This window comes from Nocardia sp. NPDC127606, assembly GCF_042671725.1.
GTDB lineage: Bacteria > Actinomycetota > Actinomycetes > Mycobacteriales > Mycobacteriaceae > Nocardia.
Window position 1 is genome coordinate 152,108 of sequence record NZ_JBHXWQ010000007.1, and the last position, 14,841, is coordinate 166,948.

At 67.4% G+C, this 14,841-nt stretch carries 18 protein-coding genes; 8 read left to right on the forward strand and 10 right to left on the reverse strand.

What is annotated here, in order from left to right; translation table 11 throughout:
• The first annotated feature begins 17 nt into the window (after window positions 1-17).
• Complete coding sequence (locus ACFVJ5_RS26985; RefSeq protein ID WP_379224210.1) at window positions 18-599, forward strand: hypothetical protein; 582 nt, start codon at window positions 18-20, stop codon at window positions 597-599.
• On the opposite strand, the gene ACFVJ5_RS26990 is transcribed toward ACFVJ5_RS26985, so the two are convergent.
• Window positions 600-746 carry a DUF1059 domain-containing protein gene (locus tag ACFVJ5_RS26990; protein WP_378630312.1) on the reverse strand — a complete coding sequence of 49 codons (147 nt, stop codon included), beginning with the start codon at window positions 744-746 and terminating at the stop codon, window positions 600-602.
• Window positions 747-834: 88 nt separating this feature from the next.
• Here ACFVJ5_RS26990 and ACFVJ5_RS26995 point away from each other — a divergent pair, with 88 nt between their 5' ends.
• Window positions 835-1,491 carry a class I SAM-dependent methyltransferase gene (locus ACFVJ5_RS26995; RefSeq protein WP_379224212.1) on the forward strand — a complete coding sequence of 219 codons (657 nt, stop codon included), beginning with the start codon at window positions 835-837 and terminating at the stop codon, window positions 1,489-1,491.
• A gap of 6 nt (window positions 1,492-1,497) precedes the next feature.
• Here the strand turns inward: ACFVJ5_RS26995 and ACFVJ5_RS27000 are convergent, their stop codons facing one another.
• From ACFVJ5_RS27000 to ACFVJ5_RS27025, 6 genes are all read right to left on the reverse strand, one after another.
• Window positions 1,498-2,520, reverse strand: coding sequence for a prenyltransferase (locus tag ACFVJ5_RS27000; RefSeq protein WP_379224214.1), 1,023 nt, complete (start codon window positions 2,518-2,520; stop codon window positions 1,498-1,500).
• On the reverse strand, window positions 2,510-3,241 hold the full coding sequence (locus ACFVJ5_RS27005; RefSeq protein ID WP_379224215.1) for a class I SAM-dependent methyltransferase: 732 nt from the start codon (window positions 3,239-3,241) through the stop codon (window positions 2,510-2,512). The genes ACFVJ5_RS27000 and ACFVJ5_RS27005 overlap by 11 nt, the downstream gene beginning before the upstream one ends.
• A complete protein-coding gene (locus ACFVJ5_RS27010) occupies window positions 3,235-4,497 on the reverse strand; it encodes a glycosyltransferase family 4 protein (protein ID WP_379224217.1) in 1,263 nt (420 codons plus the stop codon). Before ACFVJ5_RS27010 ends, ACFVJ5_RS27005 begins: the two co-directional genes overlap by 7 nt.
• On the reverse strand, window positions 4,497-5,756 hold the full coding sequence (locus tag ACFVJ5_RS27015; RefSeq protein WP_379224219.1) for a cytochrome P450: 1,260 nt from the start codon (window positions 5,754-5,756) through the stop codon (window positions 4,497-4,499). The genes ACFVJ5_RS27010 and ACFVJ5_RS27015 overlap by 1 nt, the downstream gene beginning before the upstream one ends.
• 18 nt (window positions 5,757-5,774) lie before the next feature.
• Window positions 5,775-7,127 (reverse strand): cytochrome P450, encoded by a 1,353-nt coding sequence (locus ACFVJ5_RS27020; RefSeq protein WP_379224221.1) that lies wholly within the window; start codon window positions 7,125-7,127, stop codon window positions 5,775-5,777.
• Window positions 7,128-7,238: 111 nt separating this feature from the next.
• A complete protein-coding gene (locus ACFVJ5_RS27025; protein ID WP_378656840.1) occupies window positions 7,239-7,832 on the reverse strand; it encodes a TetR/AcrR family transcriptional regulator in 594 nt (197 codons plus the stop codon).
• Between the two features lie 119 nt (window positions 7,833-7,951).
• Between ACFVJ5_RS27025 and ACFVJ5_RS27030 the strand changes: the two genes are divergently transcribed.
• Genes ACFVJ5_RS27030 through ACFVJ5_RS27050 form a run of 5 tightly spaced genes read left to right on the forward strand, consistent with a single transcriptional unit; the run spans window position 7,952 to window position 11,997 of the window.
• Complete coding sequence (locus ACFVJ5_RS27030; RefSeq protein ID WP_379224223.1) at window positions 7,952-9,421, forward strand: aldehyde dehydrogenase; 1,470 nt, start codon at window positions 7,952-7,954, stop codon at window positions 9,419-9,421.
• A gap of 37 nt (window positions 9,422-9,458) precedes the next feature.
• Window positions 9,459-10,208, forward strand: coding sequence for an SDR family oxidoreductase (locus ACFVJ5_RS27035; protein WP_379224225.1), 750 nt, complete (start codon window positions 9,459-9,461; stop codon window positions 10,206-10,208).
• Complete coding sequence (locus ACFVJ5_RS27040; protein WP_379224227.1) at window positions 10,205-11,092, forward strand: NAD(P)-dependent oxidoreductase; 888 nt, start codon at window positions 10,205-10,207, stop codon at window positions 11,090-11,092. Before ACFVJ5_RS27035 ends, ACFVJ5_RS27040 begins: the two co-directional genes overlap by 4 nt.
• Entirely contained in the window at window positions 11,089-11,469 is a 381-nt protein-coding gene (locus tag ACFVJ5_RS27045; RefSeq protein WP_379224229.1) for a carboxymuconolactone decarboxylase family protein, read from the forward strand. The genes ACFVJ5_RS27040 and ACFVJ5_RS27045 overlap by 4 nt, the downstream gene beginning before the upstream one ends.
• A 51-nt stretch (window positions 11,470-11,520) precedes the next feature.
• Window positions 11,521-11,997, forward strand: a complete 477-nt coding sequence (locus tag ACFVJ5_RS27050; protein WP_378631430.1) for a nitroreductase family deazaflavin-dependent oxidoreductase — start codon at window positions 11,521-11,523, stop codon at window positions 11,995-11,997.
• A gap of 4 nt (window positions 11,998-12,001) precedes the next feature.
• Here ACFVJ5_RS27050 and ACFVJ5_RS27055 read toward each other — a convergent pair whose 3' ends face one another.
• Window positions 12,002-12,838, reverse strand: coding sequence for an SDR family oxidoreductase (locus ACFVJ5_RS27055; protein WP_379224231.1), 837 nt, complete (start codon window positions 12,836-12,838; stop codon window positions 12,002-12,004).
• Between the two features lie 105 nt (window positions 12,839-12,943).
• On the opposite strand from ACFVJ5_RS27055, the gene ACFVJ5_RS27060 reads away from it, so the two are divergent.
• Window positions 12,944-13,528: a TetR/AcrR family transcriptional regulator gene (locus tag ACFVJ5_RS27060; RefSeq protein ID WP_379224233.1), complete on the forward strand. Its 585-nt coding sequence runs from the start codon at window positions 12,944-12,946 to the stop codon at window positions 13,526-13,528.
• Window positions 13,529-13,531: 3 nt separating this feature from the next.
• Here ACFVJ5_RS27060 and ACFVJ5_RS27065 read toward each other — a convergent pair whose 3' ends face one another.
• A complete protein-coding gene (locus tag ACFVJ5_RS27065; protein ID WP_379224235.1) occupies window positions 13,532-14,329 on the reverse strand; it encodes an MBL fold metallo-hydrolase in 798 nt (265 codons plus the stop codon).
• 9 nt (window positions 14,330-14,338) lie between these two features.
• Window positions 14,339-14,809: a grhN gene (locus ACFVJ5_RS27070; protein WP_379224237.1), complete on the reverse strand. Its 471-nt coding sequence runs from the start codon at window positions 14,807-14,809 to the stop codon at window positions 14,339-14,341.
• Between the last annotated feature and the right edge of the window lie 32 nt (window positions 14,810-14,841).

The following is a 14,841-nucleotide window of genomic DNA, read 5'->3' on the forward strand; positions in this document are numbered from 1 at the left end:
CGGACAAAGGACTGACCATGAGTACAGCGACCGAAACAGCAGCCACCCCGGCCACCACAGCCGACGAGCAGGCGCCGCGCACCGTCTCCGTCCGGCTCTCGACCGTTCTGGTCAGCGGCACGATCGGGGTGCTCGTCGCCGCGGTCGTCACCTTCGCGGCGCTGTATTTCTCCGCGCGGGCGACGATCGCCGATCGCGACGCCCGCGTGGCCGACGCCGAGCGCGTGGAGCAGATCGCGACCGGCTACGGGCTCGGCGCGTCCACGATCGACTACCGCGATGTGCCTGCCTGGTTCGCCCGGCTCAAGACCGGCACCACAGGGTCTCTGGCCGCCAAATTCGACGCCACCGCACCGCAATTGGAGCAGATCCTGCTTCCGCTGCAATGGACGTCGAAGGCGACCCCGCTCTCGGCGAAGGTGATCTCGGAGGCCGGTGGCATCTACAAGGTCAATGCCTACCTCGACGTGGTCTCGACCAGCGCCCAGACGCCAGAGGGAACGCGGACAACCGTCACCTATTCGCTCACCGTCGACCGGAACTCGGACTGGCAGATCACCGAGGTGGGTGGCCTGCAGAACGCCCTGCCGACGAAATGATCAGTAGGCGATGAAGAGGATCTCGTCCGGGGTGTAGTCGTGGCCGGGGTGGTTCGCGGCCAGGTGCTCCTGGGTCTGCTTGATCAGATCGGCCTCGTCGGTGCCGCGAATGCTGACGCCGCAGGGGCAGTTGAGGCGAGTCTTCATCGATGTTCTCCTTCGGTTCCGGCTATCCGAGCATGTTTCCGGACAGTAGTCCGGATTGTATTCCAGGTCATGTGTTAGCGTCACCCGCATGGGAGCTGTAGACGAGATCTCCACCGGCGCCGGCGACCTGTTCGCGCTCGCCGAACAGACCGTCGGATTCATGCCGCCGGATGAGGGACAGGCGCTCTACACGGCCGCCCGCGCGTACGCGGGTGACGGAATCATCATGGAGATCGGCACCTACTGCGGCAAGTCGACCGTCTATCTCGGCGCCGCGGCCCGCGAAACCGGTGCCACCGTGTGCACCGTCGACCACCACCGTGGCTCCGAGGAACACCAGCCGGGCTGGGAGTACCACGACACCAGCATGATCGACCCGGAGACCGGCGTCTTCGACACCGTGACCACGTTCCGGCGCACCATGATTCGCGCGGGTCTCACCGACACCGTGACCGCGATCATCGGCACGTCGAGTGCCGCCGCACGCATCTGGCGGGCCCCGCTGCGCATGCTGTTCATCGACGGCGGCCACACCGAGGAAGCCGCCCAGCGCGACTACGACAACTGGGTGCACTGGGTGGCCGGTGGCGGGCTGCTCGCCATTCACGACGTCTTCCCCGATCCCGCCGACGGTGGTCGCGCGCCGTTCAACATCTACCGACGCGCGATCGACAGCGGCAAATTCCGCGAACTCTCGGTCACCGGTTCGCTGCGCATCCTGCAGCGAACCGCCGCCTGTAACTGAGCCGGATCACCGGGGGAGCGCGTCGCGGAAGATGCCGTTGCCCGCGGTGGTGCGGCTGAGGGCGTCGGCGGCGAGCACGACCGCCGCCGCTGTCCACGTGGTGCGCTCCTCGGGCCAGCGCTTGCCATCGGTGAAAACGAGTCCGGTCCAATAGGATCCGTCCGATTCACGCAGATGCTGCATCGCGGCGAACAGCGTGCTCGCGGCGGCGGTGTCGCCGATGGCATCGAGGGCGAGCACCAGTTCGCAGGTCTCGGCGCCGGTGACCCACGGTGCGTCGGACACGCAGCGAATGCCGAGATCGGCGACCACGAATTCGTTCCAGTGGCGCGCGATCCGGTCCTGTGCCGCCGCGCCGCGCACCGCGCCACCGAGGACGGGGTAGTACCAGTCCATGGAGTAACGGCTCTTGTCCAGGAACGCTTCCGGATGACAGCGCAGAGCGTTGCCGAGCCGGTTGCGAGCCACCGCCCAATCCGGTCGCGGGTCGCCCACCCGCTCGGCGAGGGTCACCGCACAACCGAGACTGTGGAAGATGCTGGAGCAGCCGGTCAGCAGAGCTTCCCCCGACGAACCGGATTCGTTTGCCGACCAATGGATCTCGCCGTGGACGCCCCGTTGCAGTCCGAGGACGAAGTCGATGCCGGCGCGGACTGTCGGCCACATCTCCGCGGCGAACCCGGTGTCACCGGTGATCGTGAGGGCGTGCAGAACACCGGTGGCCAGATAGGCACAGAAATTGGTGTCGGCGTCGTGGTTCTCGACCACGCCCGCTCGCACCTGCATGGGCCACGACCCGTCGGACCGCTGCGATTTCGCCGACCAGATGTAGGCCTCACGGGCCACGTCCCACAATCCGCCCACGGTGAGCGCCATCGCGGACTCGATGTGATCCCACGGATCGGTGTGGCCGCCGTTGAACCAGGGGATCGCACCGTCGGGTTCCTGTGCGGCGGCGATGGATTCGGCGGTGCGCCGGATCTCGCGCGCGGAGACGACCCCCGCGACAGCGGGCAGGTCAGCGGGCATCGCTGCGCACCGCCGGTTTGGTGAAGTAGAGGGCGACGGACTTGCCGACCAGCGGGTTCAGCAGACGTTCGGCCGTGCGCGTCAACGCGGGCGCCGACATCATGTCCCACACCAGCATGCGGTGATAGGCGCTCACCAGCGGATGGTCGTCGTTGCGCACGCCGACAGCGCATTTGAGCCACCAGAAGGGCGAGTGCAGGGCGTGCGCGAAGTCCTGGTGGTGGTAGCGCAGGCCGCGCGCGGTGATCTTGTCGCGCAATTCGTCGGCGCGATAGATGCGCACGTGGCCGCCCTCGTTGGCGTGGTATTCGTCCGACAGCGCCCAGCAGATGCGTTCGGGCAGCCAGCGCGGCACCGTGACCGCCAGCGCGCCACCGGGTTTGAGCACCCGCACCAGCTCGATCACGGCGCGGTTGTCCTGTGGGATGTGCTCGATGATCTCCGAGGCGATGACCACATCGAATTCGTCGTTGCCGTAGGGCAGGTCGAGCGCGTCGCCGCGCACGGTCTCGGCCTTCGCGTACTCGGGCGCGTCGCCCGCCTCGGCCATGGCCTGGAACATCACGTCCACGTCGGCCAGGTCGGCGGCGTTCTGGTCGAAGGCGACGACGTCGGCGCCGCGGCGATACGCCTCGAAGGAGTGTCTGCCCGCGCCGCAGCCGATGTCGATCACCCGTGACCCGGGGCCGACGCCCAAGCGGTCGAAATCGACGGTCAACATGGAGCCTCCGGAAAAGGGTGGGAAGGGATCGTGGTCGGGCAGCGTCGGGCGATGGCCTGTTCGTAGATCGCGACGGTCTGCGCCGCGACGGCCGCCCAGCTGAACAGGGCGAGGACGCGGCCACGCCCGGCCGCTTCCATGCGGGCACGCCGCTCGGGATCGGTGAGCAGTTCGCCGAGCACCCGGGTCAGGGCGTCCACGTCGCCGGGCGCGACCAGTTCGGCGCAGTCGCCGACGACCTCGGGCAGTGCCCCGGCTCGGCTGGCGACGAGGGGCGTTCCGCTCGCCATCGCTTCGACAGCGGGCAGCGAGAACCCTTCGTACATCGAGGGAATGCAGGCGATCTCGGCCGAGGCGAGCAGTTCGGCCAACTGTTCGTCGCTGACTCCGCTGACCGGGGTGACGATATCGGCGATGCCGAGTTCGGCGATCAGCTTCTCGGTCGGGCCGTTGGGCTCGAGCTTCGCGACGAGCCGGAGCTCGACCTCGTGGGTATGGCGCAGCCGGGCAACGGCTTTCAGCAGATGCGCGATGCCCTTGAGTGGTTTGTCGGCGCTGGCGACCGCCACGATCCGCCCACGCACCCGTGGTGTCGAGCGCGGCCGGAACAGCTCGGTGTCCACACCGAGGGGGACCGTGTACAGGTGTCCCGGGCGCACCCCGAAGTCCTCGGCGATGTCGGCGGCCGAGGACGACGAGACGGTGATCAGGTCCGGAATCCGGCGTGCCACCTGCTGTTGCATGCCGAGGAATCCGTACCAGCGCCGCACGAACAGCTTGCGCCGCCACGGCGTCGCCGCCAGGTCCACCGCGCGGTCGCGGGTGATCGGATGATGGACCGTCGCCACCAGCGGCAACCGCTCGGCGATGGCGAGCAGGCCGTAGCCCAGGCACTGATTGTCGTGCACCACATCGAATTCCGTGGCGCGCGCGGCCAGCAGCTTGGCCACACGCAAGCTGAACGTGCGAGGTTCGGGGAACCCGGCCGTCCACATGGTGGCGAGCTCGAGCAGGTCGACACCGTCCCGGATCTCGCGGGGATGCGGTGTGCGAAAAGGGTCTTCGTCGCGGTACAGGTCCAGGCTCGGTACCTCGGTGAGCCGCACCCGCGGGTCGAGATCCTCGGGATAGGGCTGGCCGGAGAACACCTCGACCTGATGACCGAGATCGACGAGCCCCTGACTCAGGTACCGGACATAGACACCCTGCCCACCGCAATGCGCCTTGCTCCGATATGACAGCAGCGCGATCCGCATCAATGCACCGTTCCCGACTCGTAGCTGACCTGCCAGTGTTTGATGCCGTTGATCCAACCCGATCGCAGCCGCTGCGGCGGCGAAATCTGTGACAAATCGGGCATCACGTCGGCGATGGCGTTGAAGATCAGCTCGATCTCGAGCCGGGCCAGGTTCGCGCCGACACAGAAGTGCGCGCCGGTACCGCCGAAGCCCAGATGTGGATTGGGGTCGCGCGAGATGTCGAAGCGGAACGGGCTCTCGAAGGCATCCTCGTCGAAATTGGCGGAGCTGTAGAACAATCCGACGCGCTGACCGGCGCGGATGAGTTGTCCGCCGAGCTCGGTGTCAGCGGTCGCGGTGCGCTGGAACACCGTCACCGGCGTCGCCCAGCGCACGATCTCGTCGGGTGCGGTCCGTGGCCGCTGCTGTTTGTAGAGCTCCCACTGATCCGGATTGTCGATGAACGCCTTCATTCCGTGGGTGATGGCGTTGCGGGTGGTCTCGTTGCCCGCGACCGCGAGCAGGATCACGAAGAACCCGAACTCGTCGGAGCCGAGCGCCTCCCCGTCGAGATCGGCGTGCACGAGCCTGCTGACGATGTCGTCGGTGGGATCGGTGCGGCGCTGCTCGGCCAGGTTCCAGGCGTAGCCGAGGATCTCCATCGCCGCGGTGGACGAGGCATCGGTGGTCGTGGCGTCGCCGTACTCCGGGTCGTCGTAGTTGAGCATCTGATTCGACCAGTCGAACAGCTTGCGGCGGTCCTGCTGCGGGACACCGACGAGTTCGGCGATGGCTTGTAGCGGAAGCTCACACGCCACCTGTTCGACGAAATCACCACCACCGGTCGCGCGCGCCGCGGCCACGATCGCGCCCGCCCGTTCGGTCAATGCCGCGCGCAACCCCTCGACCGCGCGCGGCGTGAACCCTTTGGAGATGATGCGTCGGATCTTGGTGTGCTTGGGCGGATCCATGTTCAGCAGCAGGGCGCCGGTGAGTTCGATCTGCTCGGGTGTCACCTCGCCGGGCAGCCGGATGACCGAGCCCTTCCGCTCGGAGGAGAACAGCTCCGGATTGCGCGAAACCTCCTTGATGTCCTCGTGTTTGGTGACCACCCAGTAGCCGCCGTCGCGGAAACCGCCCGACTGCGCGTCGGTCTGGGCGTTCCACCACACCGGCGAGGTTCGGCGGAGCTCGGCGAATTCCTGGACGGGGTTGCGGGATTCCCACAGGGCCGGATCGGTGAAATCGAATCCGGCGGGGATGGATGTCGCGGACACAGTGACCTCCGCTCGCGCTCAGCGCTGCCTGCGGCGGTAGCGGACGCGGCAGGGCTGCTGCAACTGCACCACCATCTTCGAATGGTCGTTGCGGTAGGTGTCCGACGGCTGCGCGAGCTCGAACTCCCAGTCCCGCAGCAGAATCGAGAAGATCGCCTTGAGCTGCATGAGCGCGAACGGCGCGCCGACACAGCGGTGCCTGCCCGCGCCGAACGGAATCCAGGTCCAGCGGTTGAGGATGTCGTCCTGGCGCGGGTCGAGATAGCGCGCGGGATCGAACGAGTCCGGGTCGGGGAAGTCCTCCGGAATCCGGTTGGAGACCGCGGGGGTGGCGGCCACCATGTCGCCCGGCGCGATGCGGTGCCCGCACACCTCGAACTCACCGCGCGCCAGGCGCATGAGGATGATCAGCGGCGGATGCAGTCGCAGCGTCTCCTTGAGCGCGGCCTCCAGATTCGGAATCTGGCGCAGCGCATGGTGACTCACGTCGGCGCCGTCGGCGTAGAGCTCGTCGAGTTCGGTGACCACCCCGGCCAGCGTCTCGGGGTGGCGCAGCAGTTCGATGATCGTCCAGGCCGCCGTACCCGACGTGGTGTGGTGGCCGGCGAACATCATCGAGATGAAGATGCCGGTGATCTCGCTGGCCGAGAACCGCAGCGCCCCGTTCTCGTCTTTCACCGAGATGAGAACATCGAGCATGTCGCGATCGTCTTTGCTCGTGGGCGGATTCGCCTCCCGCTGATCCATGATCGCCTGCACCAGCTCGACCAACGCCGCGCGCGCCGCGTCGCGCCGGACGAAACTCTCGATCGGCGCGTACGGGTCCACGTAGGCCAGGGCATCGGTGCCCTGCTCGAGCTCGTGATAGAGATGCGCGAACCGGCCGTCGAGCTGATTGCGGAACTTCACCCCGATCAGACAGGCCGAGGAGGTGTAGATGGTCAGCTCGGCGAAGAACTCGAGCAGATCGATCTCGCCCTCGTCGTCCCACTGCGCGACCATCTGATCCACTTCACGGGCGATGGTGCCCGCGTGCCCGCGCATGTGATCCGCGCGTAGTGCCTGGTTGTGCAGCATCTCCTTGCGACGCTCGGGGGGTGCGTCGAAGACGACACCCTCACCGAAGATCGGCTTCATGAACGGGTAGGCCGCGCCCTGGTCGAGATCGTCGTCGCCGGCCCGGAAGAAGAATTCGTTGGCTTCGGCGCCGGACAACAGGACGACATCGCGTCCGGCGAGCTCGAAGGATCCGACATCGCCGCACTCGGCGCGAACACGCCGCATCAGGGCGATCGGATCGGTGCGGAACTCGGCCAGGTGCCCGTGTTCGTCCTCGCCTCCGGACACGCGCTGCGGTTTGACCAGCGTCATTGGAAAGTCCTTCCCGGAATACTGTCCAGACACTAAATGGACATGTGTCGGGACAGTACTACGGTTTCCGGATGTGCGACAAGGTTCGGACCGAATCCGACGGACCGTGCGCTAGCTGTCGGTGGCGGGCGTGGCCAGTAATCGGCGCGCGCAGATCTCGAGCAGATCGGCCACTTGCGCGTAGGACAGCAGGCCCATCCCGCCCTGGAGAAGCGCCCCGGAGTACAGCAATTCGAGCGCGGCCAGGCTCTCTGGATCCTTCGTGCCGAGGGCTTCGCCGAGTCGGTGGCGGATCTCGCGGCCGATGCGCACCCGGAGGTGGCGCACATCGGGATCGTCGCCGAGCATGGCGCTGCTGACCGCTCCGGCGAGGGCGGGTTCATCGGCCACCAGCATGGAGACCTGGCGAAGAACGGCGACCACGCGCGCGGTCCGGTCGGCTTCGCCGGTCGCCAGCGGCGGCATGGCGACCAGTCGCCGCCAGAACACCTCGGAGATCAGGTGTTCCTTGGAGGAGAAATACGTGTAGGCGGTGGCGGTGCCGACGCCCGCCGACGCGGCGACGAGGCGGATCGTCGTCCCCGAATAGCCCTCGCGCGACAGCACGTCGACGGCGGCGACGGTCAGGCGGTCCACCGTATCGGCCTGCTTTTCGGTCAAGCGTCGTCGAGTTGCTTCGATGCCGGTAGGCGCGATTTCGGACATGTGTCTGGATGGTACTACAGCCTGGTGTACGGACCAATGAACGAACCATGGTCTTGCGTCTGATCGATAAACCGAACTATATTCCGTACACCTGTCCAGACACGTATCGGAGCCTCACTATGAACGGCCTCGTCCCCGCCGAAGGCACACCACTGCTGATCGGCGGCAAGTTGATCCCGGGTGGCTCCGGTGTCTTCGCGACCATCAATCCCGCCACCGAGGAGGTGCTCGGCTACGCCGCCGACGCCTCCGGCGCCGACATGGAGGCGGCCATCGCCGCGGCGCGCGCCGCCTTCGACGAGACGCAGTGGTCACGCGATCCGAAGTTTCGGGCGCACTGCCTGCGCCAACTGCGCGACGTACTGGGCGAGCACCTCGAGGAACTGCGCGCGATCACCATCGCCGAGGTCGGCACACCGGTCATGCTGACCAGCGGGCCGCAACTGGAAGGGCCGATCGCGGACCTGTCCTACGCCGCTGATCTGGCCGAGAACTACACGTGGGAAACCGATCTCGGCACCAGGGACCTGATGGGTATCGCCAGTCGCCGGGTGATCCGGCGCGAGGCGGTCGGTGTCGTCGGGGCCATCACGCCGTGGAACTTCCCGCACCAGATCAACCTGGCCAAGATCGGGCCCGCGCTCGCTGCAGGCAACACCGTGGTGCTCAAGCCCGCCCCGGACACACCCTGGTGCGCGGCGGTGCTCGGCCCGCTCATCGCCGAGCACACCGACATCCCGGCCGGGGTGATCAATATCGTCACCTCCTCCGATCACGGCCTCGGCGCCCAGTTGGTCCTCGATCCGCGGGTCGACATGATCACCTTCACCGGCTCGACCCAGACCGGCCGCTCGGTGATGGTCGGCGCGTCGGCCACGCTCAAGCGCACCTTCCTGGAACTGGGCGGCAAATCCGCGGCCATCGTGCTCGACGACGCCGACATCGCGGCGGCCGCGAGCTACACCGCGTTCACCGTCGCCGTCCACGCCGGCCAGGGCTGCGCCCTCACCACCCGGCTGCTGGTGCCGCGCGAGTCCTACGACGCCGCGGTCACCGCCGCGGCCGGCGCGCTGCGCGGGCTCGCCGCCGGTGACCCGACCAACCCCGGAACCGTCTGCGGGCCGGTGATCTCCGAGCGTCAGCGGGCCCGGGTGGAGCGCTACCTCGAGATCGCGCGCGCCGAAGGCGGGCGGATCGAGGTCGGCGGCGGCAGGCCCGCGGACAAGGAACGCGGGTACTTCATCGAACCGACGCTGATCAGCGGACTCGACAACACCGCGACCGTCGCGCAGGAGGAGATCTTCGGGCCGGTGCTCGTCGTGATTCCACACGACGGCGACGACGACGCGATCCGGCTGGCCAACGAATCGCCCTACGGACTGTCGGGTTCGGTGTGGGGCACCGACCCCGATCGGCTCGACCGGGTCGTCTCGGGGGTGCGTACCGGGACCCTGAGCGTCAACGGCGGCCTCTGGTACCACGCGGACGCGCCGTTCGGCGGCTACAAGCAGTCCGGCATCGGCCGGGAGATGGGCGTCGCCGGTTTCGAGGAATACCTCGAAACCAAGCTGATCGCCACCCCCGCCTGACCTCACCGACATCGTCCACACTCAGGAGCTGAACACCATGGCACGTTTCACCGGTCGCACCGCGATCGTCACCGGAGCCGCGCAGGGCATCGGCGCGGTCTACGCAAGCGCACTGGCCGCCGAAGGCGCCAATGTCGTTGTCGCCGACCTCAATGCGGAGCGCGGCGAGGAGGTGGCCAAGCAGATCGTCGCCGACGGCGGGATCGCGGCCTTCCGCCGCGTCGATGTCGCCGATCCCGAATCCGCTGTCGCACTGGCGGAGTTCACCGTCGCCGAGTTCGGCGCGATCAACCACCTGGTCAACAACGCGGCCATCTACGGCGAGATGAAGCTCGATCTGTTGCTCACCGTGCCGTGGGACTACTACAAGAAGTTCATGGGCGTGAACTTCGACGGAGCGCTCAATGTGACGCGCGCGGTCTGGCAGCCGATGATCGCGGCAGGCGGCGGCTCGATCGTCAACCAATCATCTACCGCCGCATGGCTGTACTCGGGGTTCTACGGGTTGGCCAAGGTCGGTATCAACGGCCTCACCCAGCAGCTCGCCACCGAGCTGGGTGGTTCGCGGATCAGGGTGAACGCCATCGCGCCCGGCCCGATCGACACCGAGGCGACCCAGACCGTCACGCCCGGAAACATGGTCAAGGACATGGTCAAGCGCATCCCGATCAAGCGGATGGGCACCCCGCAGGACCTGGTCGGCGCCTGCCTGTATCTGCTGTCGGACGAGGCGAGCTGGGTGACCGGCCAGATCCTCAACGTCGACGGCGGGCAGATCATCCGATGACGACCGAATCCGCCAGTGCTCCGGTCGGATTCATCGGTCTGGGCAATATGGGCGCGCCGATCGCGCGGCGGCTGCTGGACTGGCCGGGCGGGCTCACGGTCTGCGATGTCAGGCCCGAGGTCATCGAGCCGTTCGTCGCCGCGGGTGCGCGTGCGGTCGCCGAGCCGGCGCAGGTCGCGACGCACGCGCGGATCATCTGTGTGACGGTCATCGACGACGCGCAGGTGACCGAGGTGCTCACCGGCCCTTCCGGCATTCTGAGTACCGCTGCGCCGGGCACGGTGGTTGCCGTGCACTCCACCATCAGCGACCGGACGGCGCAGGAGCTGGCCGCCCGGTGCGCCGAGCACCAGGTCGAATTCGTCGACGCACCTGTCAGCGGCGGCGCGCCGGGTGCGACCCGGGGGAGCCTGGCCGTGATGGTCGGCGGTAGCGCCGCCGCGGTGGACCGGATCCGGCCGCCGTTCGGGTGCTTCTCCGACCTCATAGTGCACGCCGGTCCGGTCGGTGCGGGAACACGAATGAAGTTGGCGCGCAATCTCCTTCACTTCATTTCGTTCACTGCCGCCACCGAGGCGCAGCGCCTGGCGGAGGCCGCCGGGCTCAGTCTCACCGCACTCGGCAAGGTGGTCCGCCACTCCGACGCGGTGACCGGTGGGCCGGGCGCGATCATGCTGCGCGACACCACCGCGCCGATCGACCCCGACGACTTCTGGTTCCCCATCCTCGGCCATGTGCGCGATCTCGGCGAGAAGGATCTCGCGCTCGCGCTCGACCTCGGCGACCGGCTCGCGGTCGACCTGCCACTGGCGCAACTCGCCCTCGCCCGACTGGCCGACGGACTCGGCGTCGCCGAACCCGTGCTCGACAAGGAGATCTTATGACCACCAACGCAGAAACCCCCGCCGAGGTCCGCAAGCGCGGCCTGGCCAAGATGACCGAGGTCTACGGCTGGGAATTCGAGGACGGCCCCGGCGAGCACTTCGCTGTCACCGCCGACCACCTGTTCGCCGATATCTGGTCGCGGCCCGCGCTGACCGTGCGGGAGCGGCGACTGCTGCTGCTCGGGGCGCTCACCGCGCAGGGCAATGTCGATGTCGCCGAGATCCAGATCGGCGCCGCTCTGCGCAATGGGGAGCTGTCCGAGGAGCAGTTGCGTGAGATCGCCCTGTTCCTGTGCCACTACGTCGGCTGGCCCGCGGGGACCAAGCTCGACGGCACCGTCGGCAAGGTGATCGCGCAGGAGCGTCGCAAGAAATGATCGACACCGTTATCGCCGATCCGCGATCGCTGTAGCGTGCGAACGATGGTTATGCCGAAGAATCAGCCGAAAGGGCTGAACTCGCCGATGACGACCCGGATCATCCGCTACGGGTCGCGCGCACAGGCGTGGGTCTATCGCCGCACCAACGGCCGCGTCGGCGGTACCTGGCGCATCGGTGCCGGGTTCCGCAGCCCGGTGCCGACGCTGCTGCTCGAACATCGAGGTCGCAAGTCCGGCAAGATCTTCGCCGCGCCGCTGCTCTATCTCGTCGACGGCGAGGATCTGGTCATCGTCGGCTCCCAGGGCGGCCTCGCGAATCATCCGCAGTGGTACCGGAATCTGCTCGCGGATCCGAACGCCCATGTCCGCATCCGCAGCGAGCACTACCCGGTGGTGGCCCGCGTGGCCGATGCCGACGAGCGTCAGCGCCTGTGGCCCTTGTTGACCCGCCTCTACGCCGATTTCGATGCCTATCAGTCCTGGACAGAACGCGAGATTCCCGTCGTGATCCTGTCGCGCACCTGAGTCCTCAGTCGGCCGCGAGCCGGTCGTCGTAGGCACGACGGGCATCGCGGTCGACATCGATGAAGGTGCGGTGCACGCCCAGCCGCCGAGCCATGAACTCACCGAGCGGGCGTGGGGTCAGCTTGTTGAAGGCGGCGAGAACACCCGCCGTGCGGGTGACCGAGACACGTCGGCGCGGCCGGGCGATCAGGGCGGCGACCGCGGCGGCGACGTCGGCCGGTTCGGCGAGCAACGCACGCGGAGCGCGAGTGCCGGCGATCATCTCGGTGCGGGTGAACGTGGGCAGGACAGCGGAGAACCGCACCCCGGTGCCGCGGTGTTCCAGGCGCATGGTCTCGGTGAAGCTCAGCACGGCCTGCTTGCTCGCGCAGTAGGTGGCCATTCCCGGCGTCGGATTCTCACCCGCCATCGAGGCCATGTTCACGATGTGGCCGCGGCCGCGGGCGAGCATCGGCGGCAGCGCGAGCTTGGTGCCGAGCAGCACGCCGTAGACATTGATGTCGAGAATCCGGCGGGTGATCTCGTCGGACTCCTCGGTGAACCGGCCGACCGGCATGATGCCCGCGTTGTTGATCAGCACATCGACAGGGCCGCAGGTCTTTTCGACCTCGGCGAGGAAACTCGCGAACGACGCGGGATCGGTGACGTCGAGGTGGCGCGCCATGGCCGCGCCGATCTCGGTCCCGGTGCTCGCGACCGTGCTCGCGTCGATGTCGCCGAGGGCGACCACCGCCCCGGCCCCGGCCAGTTCGCTCGCGACCGCACGTCCGATGCCGCGCGCACCGCCGGTGACAACAACTACTTTGCCCGCGGTGGACGACGTGTTCAATGCATCAGACATGTGTCCAGATTGTATTCTGGACATGGTTACGAATCAACCCCGACCCCCGCGCCGACGTGGTGTGGTTCACCGACGCTGCGGGACTGGCGAGTAACATCCGGACGCATGTCTGAAAGCGATTCCATCAGTCTCGAAGCGACCCGGCGTCGATTGACCGGGAAGCAGGCCGACACCGTCGAACGGCTGACCAGGGCCGCGCTGGTAGTGCTGACACGCGATGGCTTTTCCGGCATGACGATCCGGCTGGTCGCCGCGGAGGCGGGCGTCGCCACCGCGACCGCGTACACCTACTTCTCCTCCAAGGAGCACCTGGTCGCCGAGATCTTCTGGCGTCGCCTACTGGCCTCCCACTCACCCGCGAGCGAGGATCCCGACTCGACAGTGCGGGTACTCGCGGAGCTGCGCAACATCGCGCTGCTGGTGGCCGAGGAACAGGAGCTGTCCGGCGCGGTCACCGGCGCACTGCTGGGCTCGGACCCGGATGTCGAACACCTGCGCACCCGCATCGGCATCGAGATCCGCAGCCGACTCGCGCGCGCCCTCGGCCCCGACGCCGACACCGAGGTCATCGAATGGCTCGAGATCATCTACGCCGGCGCGCTGGTGCGGGCAGGCATGGGCTACGAGTCGTACACCGAAATCGCCGACCGCATCGAGCGGGCCGCACTGAGAATCCTGCGCGCCGCCTGACAATCAGGGTTCGAAGCTCGCCAGCATCTGTTCCAGCGCAGCCTGATCGGGACCGACGAACGGCGCGGCATGCGGCGCCTCGGCAAGCATGTCCCAGTACTCCGACGTGCGGACACGCGCGGGCGGAAGGTGCGTACTGAGAATCCTTCGCGGGTCGAAGGCGCGCATCGCCGACACGGTGGCGAGGTACTTGCTCTCGTCCACGACGTGCACCCACGGGCTGTCCACGGCCGCCCAGAGATGCTGCGACGCACGAATCGCGGCCGGCGGCGTGTAACCCACGTCGTCGGCGGTCGCGAGTTCGGCGCTGGGCATCGGAGCGCCGAAACAGTCCGAGGTGAAACATGATTCGCTGCGTTCGTCGTAGAACCCGACAGTGCTCGGATTGTCGAACAACGGTGGGCGAAACGCGGTGAGACGTCGGTCGCCGACATCGAGGGACTGCCCCGGGTTCAGCAGGTACACGCGATTCATCGGGACCGGTCGAGCGCACGACATGATGCCCAGGCCGGCGAATGTCGTGATCAGCCGGGCGTTCGGGGCGGCATCGAGCAGGTCGAACAGCGATCCGGTGTGGTCGCGATCGGGATGGGTGAGCCACATCCATTCCACGTCGGCTGGATCCACGATCGAACTCAGTGCCGCCATGAACCCGCGGTCGGGAAGGCTGAGTCCGGTGTCGACGACGACGGGTTCTGCCGCGTGCAGAACGTAGGCGTTGACCGGCAAATGGCCGATACCGGGGACCTCGAGTTCGTCGGCGAGAACAGTGATGTCGTGCCGGATTCGATTGATACGCATGGTATTTCCTCAATCCTCGAAATCGACTCGAATGATCGAGCGCGCGATGGCAGCGAGGTCGTCGGCGGTCGGGTCGTAGCCGCGGGTGAGCTTCAGCCCGAGTTCGAACGGGCTGGCGCCGTCGTCCATCGCCGCTCGCATCGCGGCGCCGACTCGGGCAGGCGCGGCATCGAGGAGCACGGCGCGACCGTGGCGGATCTGCCCGCGATGGGTGATGGTGACGGGTGCGCCGCCGACCAGATTGTGGCGCCATGGTCGCTCGGTGAAGATCAGCGTCTCGTCATCGACGTGGTGCAGGCAGACCGGGATCCGCAGCGTGCGGCCGGTGCGGCGGCCGGTGAATTCGACCATTCCCTGCCGGCGAATGCGACGGCCGAGCAATCGCGTCGCCAAGATACGCCGCACGACAGGATTGATCAGTCGCATCAATTCCGGCGGCGGCGGACTGAGGCGCACATTCGCGGTTCCGGTATTCGTCATACGTCGAGGCTAGGAATTCCCCGGTCGCCGCG

Excerpts from the sequence above, each read along its gene's own strand:
- ACFVJ5_RS26985 (WP_379224210.1), top strand. The coding sequence starts at position 18 with ATGAGTACAGCGACCGAAACAGCAGCCACCCCGGCCACCACAGCCGAC.
- ACFVJ5_RS26990 (WP_378630312.1), bottom strand. The coding sequence starts at position 746 with ATGAAGACTCGCCTCAACTGCCCCTGCGGCGTCAGCATTCGCGGCACC.
- ACFVJ5_RS26995 (WP_379224212.1), top strand. The coding sequence starts at position 835 with ATGGGAGCTGTAGACGAGATCTCCACCGGCGCCGGCGACCTGTTCGCG.
- ACFVJ5_RS27000 (WP_379224214.1), bottom strand. The coding sequence starts at position 2,520 with ATGCCCGCTGACCTGCCCGCTGTCGCGGGGGTCGTCTCCGCGCGCGAG.
- ACFVJ5_RS27005 (WP_379224215.1), bottom strand. The coding sequence starts at position 3,241 with ATGTTGACCGTCGATTTCGACCGCTTGGGCGTCGGCCCCGGGTCACGG.
- ACFVJ5_RS27010 (WP_379224217.1), bottom strand. The coding sequence starts at position 4,497 with ATGCGGATCGCGCTGCTGTCATATCGGAGCAAGGCGCATTGCGGTGGG.
- ACFVJ5_RS27020 (WP_379224221.1), bottom strand. The coding sequence starts at position 7,127 with ATGACGCTGGTCAAACCGCAGCGCGTGTCCGGAGGCGAGGACGAACAC.
- ACFVJ5_RS27025 (WP_378656840.1), bottom strand. The coding sequence starts at position 7,832 with ATGTCCGAAATCGCGCCTACCGGCATCGAAGCAACTCGACGACGCTTG.
- ACFVJ5_RS27030 (WP_379224223.1), top strand. The coding sequence starts at position 7,952 with ATGAACGGCCTCGTCCCCGCCGAAGGCACACCACTGCTGATCGGCGGC.
- ACFVJ5_RS27035 (WP_379224225.1), top strand. The coding sequence starts at position 9,459 with ATGGCACGTTTCACCGGTCGCACCGCGATCGTCACCGGAGCCGCGCAG.
- ACFVJ5_RS27040 (WP_379224227.1), top strand. The coding sequence starts at position 10,205 with ATGACGACCGAATCCGCCAGTGCTCCGGTCGGATTCATCGGTCTGGGC.
- ACFVJ5_RS27045 (WP_379224229.1), top strand. The coding sequence starts at position 11,089 with ATGACCACCAACGCAGAAACCCCCGCCGAGGTCCGCAAGCGCGGCCTG.
- ACFVJ5_RS27050 (WP_378631430.1), top strand. The coding sequence starts at position 11,521 with ATGCCGAAGAATCAGCCGAAAGGGCTGAACTCGCCGATGACGACCCGG.
- ACFVJ5_RS27055 (WP_379224231.1), bottom strand. The coding sequence starts at position 12,838 with ATGTCTGATGCATTGAACACGTCGTCCACCGCGGGCAAAGTAGTTGTT.
- ACFVJ5_RS27060 (WP_379224233.1), top strand. The coding sequence starts at position 12,944 with ATGTCTGAAAGCGATTCCATCAGTCTCGAAGCGACCCGGCGTCGATTG.
- ACFVJ5_RS27065 (WP_379224235.1), bottom strand. The coding sequence starts at position 14,329 with ATGCGTATCAATCGAATCCGGCACGACATCACTGTTCTCGCCGACGAA.
- ACFVJ5_RS27070 (WP_379224237.1), bottom strand. The coding sequence starts at position 14,809 with ATGACGAATACCGGAACCGCGAATGTGCGCCTCAGTCCGCCGCCGCCG.